Annotated in this window: 10 protein-coding genes; 4 read left to right on the top strand and 6 right to left on the bottom strand. The window is 55.4% G+C overall.

Annotated features, from left to right (window positions below):
* Nucleotides 1-205: 205 nt before the first annotated feature.
* Together OWK27_RS22565 and OWK27_RS22560 are read left to right on the top strand one after the other, a co-directional pair.
* On the top strand, nucleotides 206-1,024 hold the full coding sequence (locus OWK27_RS22565; protein ID WP_267591269.1) for a helix-turn-helix domain-containing protein: 819 nt from the start codon (nucleotides 206-208) through the stop codon (nucleotides 1,022-1,024).
* Nucleotides 1,025-1,117: 93 nt separating this feature from the next.
* Complete coding sequence (locus tag OWK27_RS22560; protein WP_148422486.1) at nucleotides 1,118-1,573, top strand: 4Fe-4S dicluster domain-containing protein; 456 nt, start codon at nucleotides 1,118-1,120, stop codon at nucleotides 1,571-1,573.
* A gap of 7 nt (nucleotides 1,574-1,580) precedes the next feature.
* Here OWK27_RS22560 and avtA read toward each other — a convergent pair whose 3' ends face one another.
* Nucleotides 1,581-2,834 (bottom strand): valine--pyruvate transaminase, encoded by a 1,254-nt coding sequence (gene avtA, locus OWK27_RS22555; RefSeq protein WP_148422487.1) that lies wholly within the window; start codon nucleotides 2,832-2,834, stop codon nucleotides 1,581-1,583.
* A 198-nt stretch (nucleotides 2,835-3,032) separates the two neighbouring features.
* Nucleotides 3,033-5,063: an alpha-amylase gene (locus OWK27_RS22550; protein ID WP_267591268.1), complete on the bottom strand. Its 2,031-nt coding sequence runs from the start codon at nucleotides 5,061-5,063 to the stop codon at nucleotides 3,033-3,035.
* 314 nt (nucleotides 5,064-5,377) lie between these two features.
* Between OWK27_RS22550 and OWK27_RS22545 the strand changes: the two genes are divergently transcribed.
* Nucleotides 5,378-6,202, top strand: a complete 825-nt coding sequence (locus tag OWK27_RS22545) for a protein bax (protein ID WP_267591267.1) — start codon at nucleotides 5,378-5,380, stop codon at nucleotides 6,200-6,202.
* Nucleotides 6,203-6,237: 35 nt separating this feature from the next.
* On the opposite strand, the gene xylR is transcribed toward OWK27_RS22545, so the two are convergent.
* From xylR to xylF, 4 genes are all read right to left on the bottom strand, one after another.
* Nucleotides 6,238-7,416 carry a D-xylose utilization transcriptional activator XylR gene (xylR, locus tag OWK27_RS22540; protein WP_148422490.1) on the bottom strand — a complete coding sequence of 393 codons (1,179 nt, stop codon included), beginning with the start codon at nucleotides 7,414-7,416 and terminating at the stop codon, nucleotides 6,238-6,240.
* 34 nt (nucleotides 7,417-7,450) lie between these two features.
* The gene (gene xylH / locus OWK27_RS22535) at nucleotides 7,451-8,632 is read right to left on the bottom strand and encodes a xylose ABC transporter permease XylH (RefSeq protein ID WP_148422491.1); all 1,182 of its coding nucleotides are present in this window, start codon (nucleotides 8,630-8,632) and stop codon (nucleotides 7,451-7,453) included.
* Nucleotides 8,610-10,151 (bottom strand): xylose ABC transporter ATP-binding protein, encoded by a 1,542-nt coding sequence (locus tag OWK27_RS22530; RefSeq protein WP_267591266.1) that lies wholly within the window; start codon nucleotides 10,149-10,151, stop codon nucleotides 8,610-8,612. The genes xylH and OWK27_RS22530 overlap by 23 nt, the downstream gene beginning before the upstream one ends.
* Nucleotides 10,152-10,223: 72 nt before the next feature.
* Nucleotides 10,224-11,216: a D-xylose ABC transporter substrate-binding protein gene (xylF, locus tag OWK27_RS22525; RefSeq protein WP_176609227.1), complete on the bottom strand. Its 993-nt coding sequence runs from the start codon at nucleotides 11,214-11,216 to the stop codon at nucleotides 10,224-10,226.
* Between the two features lie 370 nt (nucleotides 11,217-11,586).
* Here xylF and xylA point away from each other — a divergent pair, with 370 nt between their 5' ends.
* Nucleotides 11,587-12,909 carry a xylose isomerase gene (xylA, locus tag OWK27_RS22520; protein ID WP_148422505.1) on the top strand — a complete coding sequence of 441 codons (1,323 nt, stop codon included), beginning with the start codon at nucleotides 11,587-11,589 and terminating at the stop codon, nucleotides 12,907-12,909.
* The last annotated feature ends 53 nt before the right edge of the window (nucleotides 12,910-12,962 follow it).

Genomic DNA, 12,962 nt, shown 5'->3' with positions numbered 1-12,962 from the left:
TAACGATTTTTATCGTATTTGTAGGTACCCCATTTATTCTGCATCCAACGGGCAGACCAACAAGGGAAGGGAAAAGTATAAAAAGGTGACGATTCCGACCTTATGATAAAAGTGTGAGTTTGATCGAGCCGTTAAGCTGATATTTATTAATAATCAAGGAATAAAGGCAATATTCACCCTCATAAAAGCGGAAAAATGAATATCCATGCTTAATTTATCCATAGCGCTTCCGATTAAGGTACAAAATGGCGGGTTATTTATATCCCGGGGCGTGGGGCGTCATCCTGCCCGGAAATTAACCTCCTGGGAGATTATTTTTGTCGAAAAAGGGACATTAACGATCCAGGAGGAGAATACGCAGTTTCAGGTTAACGCCGGAGAGAGTTTATTGCTCTGGCCGCAGCGACGGCACGTGGGCGTGGAGGATTTTCCCGAGGATCTGAAATTTTACTGGCTGCACTTTGAGGTGGATGAACGATTTCCCGCATTGCCGAACGCGGCGCCGCTGGCGATAGAACAACACTGTCACGTGCGCGATCCCGATTATGTCATAGCGTTATTTCGTCAGTTTTTAAGCGAGCAGGAAAAATTACATCGCAGTCAGGCGCTGGAGATGATTTTGCTGTTAATTTTGCAGCAAATATCGCTCTCGCCGGGATATGAAGACAACGCGGATGACGCGGGAGCGGCAATGGCGTGGAAGGCCAGGCAGCTTATCCGCACGCAATTTCATTTGCCTATGTCTACCTCGCAGCTGGCAAAAGCGCTGCACTGCAATGCGGATTATCTGGGGCGCGTATTTCGCCGGACATTCCATTTAACGCTGACGGAGGCAATACATCGCCAGCGCGTCAGGGCGGCGGAAAAGCTGTTGCTGAACGATGCGGCCTCGTTAACCGAGGTGGCAGCCCGCTGCGGCTTTAATGACGTGGGCTATTTTCGGCAAATCTTCTCGAAGCATACCGGCTTAACCCCCGCCGTCTGGAAACGACGGTACTGTAAGGAACATATTAATTCCGGCTGAGCGCCTCCTCTTTGACCCATAACACCTTCGCTGGCTCAGACGTTTTGTATGATGTGCGCAGAACCGGGTTTTACTGCACGCGAGGCGTAACTGATGAACCGATTTATCCTGGCGGATCCTGAAAAATGCATCGGGTGCCGCACCTGTGAAGTGGCTTGCATGATGTCGCACCAGGATGCTGCTGCGCCAGATGCATTGACGTCCCGCATCAGGGTAGTTAAGGGTGGCACCTTCACTACGGCCGTGGGCTGCCATCAGTGTGAAGATGCGCCCTGCGCTAATGTCTGCCCGACGGGGGCTATCCGCCGCACCGCGGGAGCCTGGCTGGTGGATCAGGCGCGCTGTATCGGCTGTAAAAGCTGTATGGTGGCGTGCCCGTTCGGAGCGATGCAGGTTCGGTACGTGGCGGAACGCGCTCGGGCGCTGAAATGTGATTTATGCGCGCATCGCGAGGGCGGGCCCGCCTGCGTTGAAGCCTGTCCTACCCGCGCGTTGAGCTGCGTCGACCCTGCCAGATTACGCGCTGAACGGCTGCGTAATCTGGCCTGAGGTCTGATTAACCGGCCTCGCGCCAGGCGTTTTCAATCTCTTCGGCGAGAATTTTCACGCCCGCTTCAATTTTTTCCGGGTCCGGGACGTAGTTCATGCGCATGCACTGATGCGTGTGCGGCCACGGCTTATCCAGCCCGGGGAAGAAGTAATCCCCCGGCACCATCAGCACGCCACGCTTTTTCAGGCGCTGATAGAGCAGTTCCGTCGTAATAGGCAGATCTTTAAACCACAGCCACAGGAAAATCGCCCCTTCCGGTTTGTGGATCAGGCAGCGCTCTTCCGGTAAATAGCGGCGCAGGATAGCGATGGTTTCCTGAACGCGCTGAGAGTAAAACGGCTTAATCACCTCATTCGACAGGCGCAGCAGGTCGTTACGCTTGATCATTTCGCACATCATCGCCGGGCCGATCCCGCCAGGAGACAGGCTGATAATGCCGTTCATGTTGGTAATGGCGGTGATGATCTTTTCGTTCGCGATAATAATGCCGCAGCGGCTGCCCGGCAGGCCCAGTTTGGAAAGGCTCATGCAGAGGATGATGTTCGGGTTCCAGAGCGGGCGCGCGTCGCTGAAGATAATTCCCGGGAACGGGACGCCATAGGCGTTGTCGATGACCAGCGGAATACCGTGCTGATTCGCCAGCGCATCCAGCTTCATCAGCTCCTCGTCGGTGATCACGTTGCCCGTCGGGTTGGTAGGACGCGACACGCAGATCATGCCCGTCTCTTCGCCGATATGCAGATGTTCAAAATCGACGTGGTATTTGAACTGGCCTTCCGGTAACAGCTCAATGTTCGGGCGCGCGGAGACAAACAGGTCTTCTTCGAGGCCGGAATCGGCGTAGCCGATATACTCCGGCGCCAGCGGGAACAGCACTTTTTTCGTGGTGCCGTCGGCGCGGCGTCCGGCGAACAGATTAAACAAGTAGAAAAACGCGCTCTGGCTGCCGTTTGTTAGCGCAATATTCTGTGGTTCAATATCCCAACCCAGCTCTTCCCGCAGCATCGCCGCCAGCACCGTCAGCAGTTCTGTTTTGCCCTGCGGGCCGTCGTAGTTGCACAGCGCATCGGTCGCTTTACCGTTTTCCAGCATGTCTGCCAGCAGCGTCTGGAAGTAAGTATTCATCTCAGGAATCTGAGCCGGGTTTCCGCCGCCGAGCATGATGGCGCCTGGCGTGCGCAGCCCGTCGTTGAGGTCCTCCATCAGGCGGGTAATGCCTGAATGGCGGGTAAATTTGTCGCCGAAAAGTGAAAACGTCATAGCAGGTGATCTGTCGGGCTTATGATGAAAGGCAGTCACCATAACGCCAGCACCGTCCTGGTGCAAATCGGGAGGTGTGGTCGGATTTGTTGTTTTATCTTGCGGGTTTGGATTTGTGTAGTGAATCGTTCTGGTGAAAGGCCGCGCCGTGCAGTCCCCTCTCCCTTTGGGGAGAGGGTTAGGGTGAGGGGAGGCGACCTACTGATTCCCCGCCCACACTACCATCACCTTATCGCCCTTATGTTCGCGCACAAAGCCATACCCGTCTTTCAGCGAAAGCGTGGTTTGCTTGCCTTCACCCATCGCCGGATGGCGGGCGCGGAACTGCCCCAGAAGCTGCCAGTGGGCGACGGTCAGAGCCTGTTTACCCGTTACGTCCTGCCAGTTCATATCCGAGCGGGTGCCCTGTAGCGGGTCGGAGCCCGTCGGGCCAAAGGGGCGCTCTGATTCATCGCCGTAAAAGATCTGCACGCTTCCCGGAGCCAGCAGCAGCAGCTCAGCGGCGCGCTGGCCGCCTTCCCGGAACAGGCGCGTATCGTGCGAGGAGAGGTAGCTCAGCACGTTAAAGCTTTGCAGCTTTTCGGCCATCTGCTGCCAGGTTAAATCCATATCCGCCAGACACTCCACCGCCTTCGCGGCCTGCTCCTGATAGTCAAAGTTGATCATCGCATCGAAGCCGTGGCGATAATAATCGCTCTGCATTACGCCGTGGCCCCAGGATTCACCGGTCATCCAGAACGGCGCATTATCGAGTTTTTTGTCGGGGTTGGCGGCTTTCCACGCGGCCAGCGCCTGGCTTGCCTGGTCTTTCAGCTGCAGCCAGGCTCCATGCTCAACGTGTTTTGCCGTGTCGACTCGGAAACCGTCGATGCCGTAATCACGCACCCACTGGCTGAGCCAGTGGGTCAGGTAATCGCGCGGCGTAAACCCGGCTACCGCTTTTGCGCGGGTGTCGGGCTTGTGTTGATAAAAGTTGGGCAAGCCGGATGGTGTGGTCGATTCCGTTTTCAGGTCCGGCAGAAACGCCAGGGACATGGTCAAATCGTCAAAGCCGGGGTTGTCGTAATCGCCGATATCGGTGCGGATCCATTTTTTACCCCACCATTTTTCCCACGCGGCCTTATCACTGAAGTTGATATAGTCGTTGAAGCTGTGCCAGCTTTGTCCCGCACCTGGCTTCCAGTCTGTCCAGCGCTCGCCGAGCGTTTTTTTCAGCTCATCGCCCTGAACATACAGCGCGCCAAACTGATACTCCTGCATATCCGCAAGCGTCGCGTAGCCCGCGTGGTTCATGACGATATCAAACAGGATGCGGATACCGCGCCTGTGCGCTTCGTCGACAAGCTGACGTAAATCATCTTCGCTGCCCATGTTGGCATCGAGTTTCGTCCAGTCCTGGGTGTAATAGCCGTGGTAAGCGTAGTGGGGGAAATCTCCTTTGGTTCCGCCGCCAACCCAGCCGTGGATCTGCTCCAGCGGAGAACTTATCCAGAGCGCGTTCACGCCCAGCTGCTGGAGGTAATCCAGCTTGCTGGTCAGCCCCTTCAGATCGCCGCCGTGGAAGGTGCCAATCTCCTGCATTCCGTCCTTATGGCGGCCGTAGCTGTTGTCGTTGGCGGGATCGCCATTCACAAAGCGATCGGTCAGCACGAAATAGACGGTGGCGTTTTGCCAGCTGAACGGCGCGGGTTTGTCGGTTTCGGCGCGCTCCAGCAGCAGCAGGCCGTTGCTGTTCGCGGCTGGCTGGAGGGTAACTTTGCCATTCAGGACGGTTGCGGTCTGTTTGCTGTAGAAATCACGCACCACCGTTCCTTCCGGGAAGGTGTCAGCCACGTCGAGGGTGAGCGGTTTCCCGTCCCACTTCGGACACTGGCGAATGACGTTTGCGACGGGCTGCCGGGCCGCACTTTGCACCGTCAGCATCAGAGTTGGCGTTCCCGAACGCGTATCGATACGCATCTGGTAATCACCGTCACGGAATACCCGCCACTGAGGAGGCGTGCCTTCGCACGGTTTGAGCGACAGCATTTCATTGAGCTTAATGGCGCCCGTCGGCTGCCAGCACGCGTTGTCAAGACTCAGCGTCAGCGGACGGGTACCCTTCGCAAGCGTTGCCTGACCGGTAAAGACGCCGGTACCTTCAGCGCTAAACGCGTCAAACCCCGGCGATGACCAGCCGGCATGGGCGAGTGCGGGTAACATCAGAAAAGCTAATGCAGTGCGTTTCATTCCATTTTCCTGTCGCGGCATTTTTAACCAGTGTGCCATTCGGCTCAGGGGAAAAACTCCTCCTGCGGCGCTTTCTGCCGGGAGGACGCGAAGGGATGAGTGATCCCGCGCAAATTTAGGCAGTTATCTGCGATATCGCACACATTTTTTCAGTATTGATGGTTAATTGAGCACGTCCGGGATGACATAGTTTCGGAATTGGACTATTTGTATACGTGCTCTTGAGGACTATTTTTGGTATGATTTGAGATTCCGCTCTCAAATTTTTAAACAAAATAAGGTGTTGGAATGCTTATATCCGACCAGGAGACCTAATGATATCGACTCCCATTCGACGATATGGGGCCGCGATACTCATGTTACTCACCATGGCGTTTTCAGGTGAGGTGCTTGCAAAGACGCACACGGATACAACGAGTAAGAAAGCCCACGTAATAAAGACGACAAGCAGTAAGGTTAGCAGTAAACAAGAGTATTCTCGCAATAGTGCAAAGAGTAGTTCACTTCCTGATTTGCGAAAATACCCTTCCGGGACACCACGAAAAAAAGCGTTTCTCCGGACGGTAATGCCTTACATTAAAAGTCAAAATGCCGCGATTACGGCGGATCGTAACTGGCTGATCTCCAAACAGTACGATAGCCGCTGGTCGTCGTCCGAGCGCACGCGCCTGAAAGATATTGCCAAACGCTATAAGGTGAAGTGGAACGGGAACACGCGTCGCGTGCCGTGGAACTCGCTGTTAGAGCGCGTGGACATCATTCCGGGCAGTATGGTCGCGACGATGGCCGCCGCTGAAAGCGGCTGGGGCACCTCGAAGCTGGCCCGCAGCAACAACAACCTGTTTGGTATGAAATGCGCAAAAGGTCGTTGCACCAATGCGCCAGGCAAGGTGAAGGGCTATTCACAGTTTGAATCGGTGAAAGATTCCGTACATGCCTATGTGGTGAATCTGAACACCCACCCGGCCTACTCTTCGTTCCGTAAGTCGCGCGCGCAGCTGCGTAAGGCGGATCAGGAAGTGACGGCTACGGCGATGATCCACAAGCTGAAAGGTTATTCCACCCAGGGACAGCGCTACAACAACTACCTGTTCTCAATGTACCAGGATAACCAGCGTCTGATTGCCGCGCATATGTAATGAAAAACGCCTTCCACCGGAAGGCGTTCTTATTTCTAAAGCAGGACTTCGCTGTACCGTTCACGGTACTCTTTCGGCGTGGTGTCGTACTCTTTCCTGAACACCGAATAGAAATACTGTAACGACGGGTAGCCGCACATCTGTGAAATCTCGTTAATCGACAGTGAGGTGGAGATCAGCAGACTGCGAGCTTTCTCCAGCTTTTCCGCGTGAATAACGGCGTGGATCGTCTCGCCCACTTCCTCCTTGAACCGCTTCTCGAGATTCGAACGTGAAATGCCGACCGAATCCAGCACCTGATCGACCTTAATCCCTTTGCAGGCGTGGTTACGAATGTAGTGCATCGCCTGAATCACGGCCGGATCGTTTAACGAACGGTAGTCGGTTGAACGACGCTCCACCACCCGAACGGGCGGAACCAGCTGGCGCTGAAGCGGAAGGGACTCGTTGTCTAACAGCCTGTGCAGCAGCTTCGCGGCCTGATAGCCCATCTGACGGGTACCCTGCGCCACCGATGAGAGCGCCACGCGAGACAGATAGCGCGTAAGCTCCTCGTTATCGATACCAATCACGCACAGCTTTTCAGGCACCGGAATGTGCAAATGTTCGCATACCTGCAGTACGTGGCGGGCGCGGGCGTCCGTCACGGCGATAATTCCGGTCTGCGGCGGCAGCGTTTGCAGCCAGTCAGCCAGCCGGTTTTGCGCGTGCTGCCAGTTTTCTGGTGCGGTTTCCAGCCCCTGATACACCACGCCGCGGTACTTTTCCTGAGCCACCAGCTGGCAGAAGGCATATTCGCGCTCCATCGCCCAGCGCTTTCCGCTGGTGGCGGGCAGCCCGTAAAACGCAAAACGATGTACGCCTTTCTCTTTTAGATGGAGAAAGGCGGCCTCGACCAGGGCGTGGTTATCCGTGGCGATGTAATGGACGGGGGGATAATGTTCCGGCGAATGGTAGGAGCCGCCAACGCCCACGATAGGGACGTCGACGCCGTTGAGCAGCTGCTCAATCACGGGATCGTCAAAGTCAGCGATGACCCCATCTCCCAGCCAGTCTTTAATGTTCTCCAGACGGGTGCGGAAATCTTCTTCGATGAAAATATCCCATTCAGATTGCGACGCCTGCAAATATTCACCAACCCCTTCAACCACCTGGCGGTCATAGGCTTTATTGGCATTGAATAACAACGTAATGCGGTGACGCTTTTCAAACATGGTTCACTTTCCCAAATTAGTCACGATACTGTTATCAGGCGCGCCGCTTGGTGGCCGAGTCCATCCAGACTGCCAGCAAAAGAATGGCACCCTTGACGATATACTGCCAAAACGTCGGCACGTCCATCATACTCATCCCGTTATCCAGCGAAGCCATAATAAATGCGCCCATTACCGCCCCCGCCACGCTGCCAATGCCCCCGGCAAGGCTGGTTCCGCCAATCACGCAGGCGGCGATGGCATCCAGCTCGGCAATATTACCGGCGGAGGGGGAACCCGCGCCCAGACGCGAGCTAAGGATTAGCCCGGCGATGGCCACCATCAGCCCGTTAATGGCAAAGACGGCGAGTTTGGTGCGCTCCACGTTGATGCCCGACAGACGCGCGGCTTCAAGATTGCCGCCGATGGCATAAATACGGCGACCGAAGGCGGTACGTGTGGCCATAAACATCCCACCCAGCAGCAACAGCGCCAGCAGCAGAACGGGCGTCGGGACACCGCGATAATCGTTCAGCAGCCAGATGGCCCCCAGCACAATTACGGCGGTAAGTGCCTGGCGGCCAACAACCGAGGTTGAAGCAGGGGAAGCCAGTCCCAGCGCCTGACGACGCATGCGTCCACGCCATTGCCACGCGATAAACGCCATCATCCCAACCACGCCGATCGTAAAGCCGACCCCGTCTGAGAGGTAGCTTTGGCCGATCTGGGACATGGAGGCGCTGGTGGGGGAGACGGTGGTGCCGTTGGTAATACCAATCAAAATGCCGCGGAAGGCCAGCATCCCCGCTAAGGTGACGATAAACGACGGGACTTTACGGTAGGCCACCCACCAGCCATTCCATGCCCCAAGCAGCAGGCCCAGCACCAGCGTCACCGCAATCGTCAGCGGCAGCGGCCAGCCGAGCCAGACGTCAAAGATGGCCGCCACGCCGCCGAGCAGGCCCATCATCGACCCTACCGACAGGTCAATTTCCGCGGAGATAATGACGAATACCATCCCCACAGCCAGGATGCCGGTGATAGCGGTCTGACGCAGCAGGTTTGAGATGTTACGCGCGCTCAAATAGGAGCCATCGGTCATCCAGGTAAAGAACAACATGATGACGATAATGGCTGCAATCATCACAAAAACTTGCAGATTCAGCGATTTAAGTCCTGCGAACGCACCGGGCGTCGGAACAGCGACTTTGATATCAGACGGGTTGCTTTTCGACATGGCGTTCGCTCCTTAAGGCAGCTTCCATCACCTGCTCCTGCGTCAGGTTCTGGTTGTTCAGGTTGGCTTTGAGTTTCCCTTCGTGCATGACCAGCACGCGGTCGCTCAGCCCCAGCACTTCCGGCAATTCAGATGAGATGACAATAACGGCAATCCCTTGCTGCACGAGCTGGTTGATCAGCTTGTAGATTTCATACTTCGCGCCGATATCGATCCCGCGGGTGGGTTCATCCAGGATTAAAATGCGCGGATTAAGCAGCAGGCAGCGCGCCAGAATGGCCTTCTGCTGGTTGCCGCCGCTCAGGCGCCCTATCGCCAGCTCCGGTGAGGACGTTTTCACCTTAAGCCTGGCGAGCGACTGGAGAATACACTGCTGTTCTGCGGCATCATCCAGGCTGCTCAGCGCGCCGGTAAACTGTCCGAGCGCCGCCAGCGTGATATTTTTTCCCACCGCCATCACCGGCACGATGCCGTCTTTTTTGCGGTCTTCAGGCACCATGGCAATGCCTTTGGCAATAGCCTGCTGGCAGCTGTCGATTTTCACCGGCTGGCCGTCGATATAGATTGTGCCTTCCCAGCGTCCGGGCCAGACGCCGAACAGACACTGCACGGCCTCGGTCCGTCCGGCACCCACTAAACCCGCAATGCCGAGAATTTCACCGCGGTGCAGCGAGAAGGAGATATTGTTTACGCGCCTGATGTGGCGGTTGACGGGGTGCCATGCCGTCAGGTTTTCCACGCGCAGGATCTCTTCGCCGATGGCGTGCGGTTCGTTGGGGTACAGCGCGGTCAGTTCGCGGCCTACCATCATGGTGATGATGTCATCCTCACTCATGCCTTCCGCTTCACGGGTGCCGATGTGCTGCCCGTCGCGGATCACGCAGATGGTGTCTGAAATGGCCTTGACCTCGTTGAGCTTGTGCGAAATATAGATGCAGGCGATGCCGTGATGTTGCAGGTCGCGGATGATGTTGAGCAGTACGGCGGTTTCCTGTTCGGTGAGCGAGGCGGTCGGCTCATCGAGGATCAGCAGGCGTACCTGTTTATTAAGCGCCTTGGCGATCTCCACCAGCTGCTGCTGGCCCAGACCCAGGTCGCCTACGCGGGTATCCGGTGAAATGGTAAGGCTCACCTGCGCCAGTAGCTTTTCGCAGCGCAGCGTCATGGTGTCGTAATCCAGCACGCCGTGGCGCGAGAGCTCGGCCCCGAGGAAGATATTTTCCAGCACGGTAAGGTGCTTCACCAGCGCCAGCTCCTGGTGAATGATGGCGATGCCCTTACGCTCGGTATCGCGAATGTGCGTGGCCTGGAGCACCTCACCGGCAAAAACGATTTCGCCCTCATAGCTGCCGTGCGGGTAGATCCCACACAACACTTTCATCAGGGTGGATTTCCCCGAGCCATTTTCGCCGCACAGGGAGAGTACCTCGCCAGCGTTCAGGTGCAGGCTTACATTGTCGACGGCTTTCACCGCCCCGAAGGCTTTGGTGATGCTTTTCATTTCAAGTAAATAAGACATAACTGCTCCACATAGCCCGACAGATGAACAGGGCAGAACGATGCGCCCCTGCCGGGCAGGGGCTGCGCTGGATTACAGTTCACTCTTCTTATGGAAACCGTCTTTTACCACCGTGGCGTCAATATTCTCTTTGTTGACTTCAATAGGGGTTAACAGGCGAGCAGGCACGTCTTTCAGGCCGTTATTTAACGTTGCATCTGCTTTAGGCTGTTGGCCATTGCCCAGCTCAACGGCAATTTCAGCGGCCGTATTGGCAAGCTCGGTGATGGGTTTATAAACCGTCATGGTCTGGGTGCCCGCGATAATTCGTTTCACACCCGCAAGGTCTGCATCCTGGCCGGAGATAGCGACTTTTCCGGCAAGCCCCTGAGCGCTCAGCGCCTGAATGGCGCCCCCCGCCGTGGCATCGTTAGAGGCTACCACCGCGTCGATTTTGTTATTGTTCGCGGTTAGCGCGTTTTCCATGATTTTCAGCGCGTTTTCCGGTAACCAGCCGTCAACCCACTGGTCACCGACGACCTTAATTTTCCCCTCGTCGATATATGGCTTAAGCACTTTCATTTGCCCCTGGCGGAACAGCTTGGCGTTGTTATCCACCGGCGAGCCGCCCATCAGGAAATAATTTCCCTGCGGCACTTTAGCCACCAGGCTTTTAGCCTGTAATTCACCGACTTTCTCATTGTCGAACGAAATATAATAATCAATATCCGCATTATTAATCATGCGGTCATAGGCCAGAACTTTTATGCCTTCCTGTTTAGCTTCTTTCACCACGTTGCTTAATACCTGGCCGTTATACGGGATAATGACCAGCACATCGACGCCCCGGTTGATCATATTCTCGATTTGCGACATTTGCGTCTCTTCGTTGCCGTTAGCGGACTGAACGAACACCTCCGCACCGAGAGATTCCGCTTTTTTAACAAAGATATCGCGATCTTTTTGCCAGCGCTCCAGGCGTAAGTCGTCAATCGCCATGCCGATTTTGACCTCTTTGGCGTGCCCGGCAAAGCTTGCAAGCAGGAGAGTAGTGCAGAGCGTTAGGGTCAGGTTCTTTATCTTCATAATTATTAGGCCTTTTTGTAGGGTATGTGTAGCTGAGATAAAAGAAACGTTCACTGCTGAGACGCAGCAAATTTTTAACGTGGAAAGGCCTGCTGGCAATTACAGATTTTTATCTTCTCATTACGATATTTGGTTTATTTCTGAATTTATGACCGCGATCGGATTTTAAAAAGCGTAACCTACTAATTACATTTGATTCTGGAATATGCGCCGAAAAATAGTTTGTCTGCACATTATTTTGCGAGCCAGCGCACAGTTGTGCATTCTCTCAATAGCAGTGTGAAATAACGTAATTGAGCAACCCAAAATGTCTATTCACTATTACTCCAGAAGCAATACCACGCCGCATACCCTGATTATGGAGCTCAATATGCAAGCTTATTTCGACCAACTCGATCGCGTTCGTTTCGAAGGCACGAAAACGACCAATCCTTTAGCATTTCGTCATTACAACCCGGATGAGCTGGTGCTGGGTAAGCGCATGGAAGATCACTTGCGCTTTGCCGCCTGTTACTGGCACACCTTCTGCTGGAACGGTGCCGATATGTTCGGTGTGGGCGCTTTTGACCGCCCCTGGCAGCAGCCGGGCGAGGCCATCGAGCTGGCAAAGCGTAAAGCCGACGTCGCGTTCGAGTTCTTCCATAAGCTGAACGTGCCGTACTACTGTTTCCACGACGTGGACGTGTCGCCGGAAGGGGCGTCGCTGAAGGAGTATCTGAACAATTTTGCGCAGATGGTCGACGTGCTGGCTGAAAAACAGCAACAAAGCGGCGTGAAGCTGCTCTGGGGTACCGCTAACTGCTTTACTAACCCCCGCTACGGCGCGGGTGCGGCAACCAACCCGGACCCGGAAGTCTTTAGCTGGGCGGCTACTCAGGTCGTGACCGCAATGAACGCCACGCATCAGCTGGGTGGCGAGAACTACGTTCTCTGGGGCGGTCGCGAAGGCTATGAAACGCTGCTCAATACCGACCTGCGTCAGGAGCGCGAGCAGATTGGCCGCTTCATGCAGATGGTGGTGGATCACAAACACAAAATTGGCTTCCGCGGCACGCTGCTGATTGAGCCAAAACCGCAGGAGCCAACCAAGCATCAGTATGACTACGATGTCGCCACCGTGTATGGCTTCCTGAAGCAGTTTGGTCTGGAAAAAGAGATCAAAGTGAACATTGAGGCTAACCACGCCACCCTGGCGGGGCACTCCTTCCATCACGAAATTGCCTCTGCGATTGCGCTGGGTATCTTCGGCTCGGTGGATGCGAACCGTGGCGACCCGCAGCTGGGCTGGGACACCGACCAGTTCCCGAACAGCGTGGAAGAGAATGCGCTGGTGATGTACGAAATCGTCAAAGCGGGCGGTTTCACCACCGGCGGCCTGAACTTCGACGCCAAAGTGCGTCGCCAGAGCACCGACAAATACGATCTGTTCTACGGCCATATTGGAGCGATGGACACCATGGCGCTGGCGCTGAAAGTGGCGGCCCGTATGATTGAAGACGGAGAGCTGGATAAGCGCGTGGCGAAGCGTTACAGCGGATGGAACAGCGAGCTGGGCCAGCAAATACTGAAAGGTCAGTTATCGCTTGCGGAGATCGCGAAGTACGCTGAACAGCATCAGCTGGCACCGCAGCATCAGAGCGGACACCAGGAGCTGCTGGAAAACCTGGTTAATCACTATCTGTTCGATAAGTAAAAACACAGGCCCGGCTCGCCGCGCGCTGCCGGGCATTTTTGTCAAAGGAGTCA

The organism is Enterobacter cloacae complex sp. 2022EL-00788, assembly GCF_026627565.1.
GTDB lineage: Bacteria > Pseudomonadota > Gammaproteobacteria > Enterobacterales > Enterobacteriaceae > Enterobacter > Enterobacter pasteurii.
This window is presented reverse-complemented; position numbering and strand designations above follow the sequence as displayed.

Bases quoted from the DNA above. Each gene is read 5' to 3' on its own strand.
- OWK27_RS22565 (WP_267591269.1), top strand. From the start codon at position 206: ATGCTTAATTTATCCATAGCGCTTCCGATTAAGGTACAAAATGGCGGG.
- OWK27_RS22560 (WP_148422486.1), top strand. From the start codon at position 1,118: ATGAACCGATTTATCCTGGCGGATCCTGAAAAATGCATCGGGTGCCGC.
- avtA (WP_148422487.1), bottom strand. From the start codon at position 2,834: ATGACGTTTTCACTTTTCGGCGACAAATTTACCCGCCATTCAGGCATT.
- OWK27_RS22550 (WP_267591268.1), bottom strand. From the start codon at position 5,063: ATGAAACGCACTGCATTAGCTTTTCTGATGTTACCCGCACTCGCCCAT.
- OWK27_RS22545 (WP_267591267.1), top strand. From the start codon at position 5,378: ATGATATCGACTCCCATTCGACGATATGGGGCCGCGATACTCATGTTA.
- xylR (WP_148422490.1), bottom strand. From the start codon at position 7,416: ATGTTTGAAAAGCGTCACCGCATTACGTTGTTATTCAATGCCAATAAA.
- xylH (WP_148422491.1), bottom strand. From the start codon at position 8,632: ATGTCGAAAAGCAACCCGTCTGATATCAAAGTCGCTGTTCCGACGCCC.
- OWK27_RS22530 (WP_267591266.1), bottom strand. From the start codon at position 10,151: ATGTCTTATTTACTTGAAATGAAAAGCATCACCAAAGCCTTCGGGGCG.
- xylF (WP_176609227.1), bottom strand. From the start codon at position 11,216: ATGAAGATAAAGAACCTGACCCTAACGCTCTGCACTACTCTCCTGCTT.
- xylA (WP_148422505.1), top strand. From the start codon at position 11,587: ATGCAAGCTTATTTCGACCAACTCGATCGCGTTCGTTTCGAAGGCACG.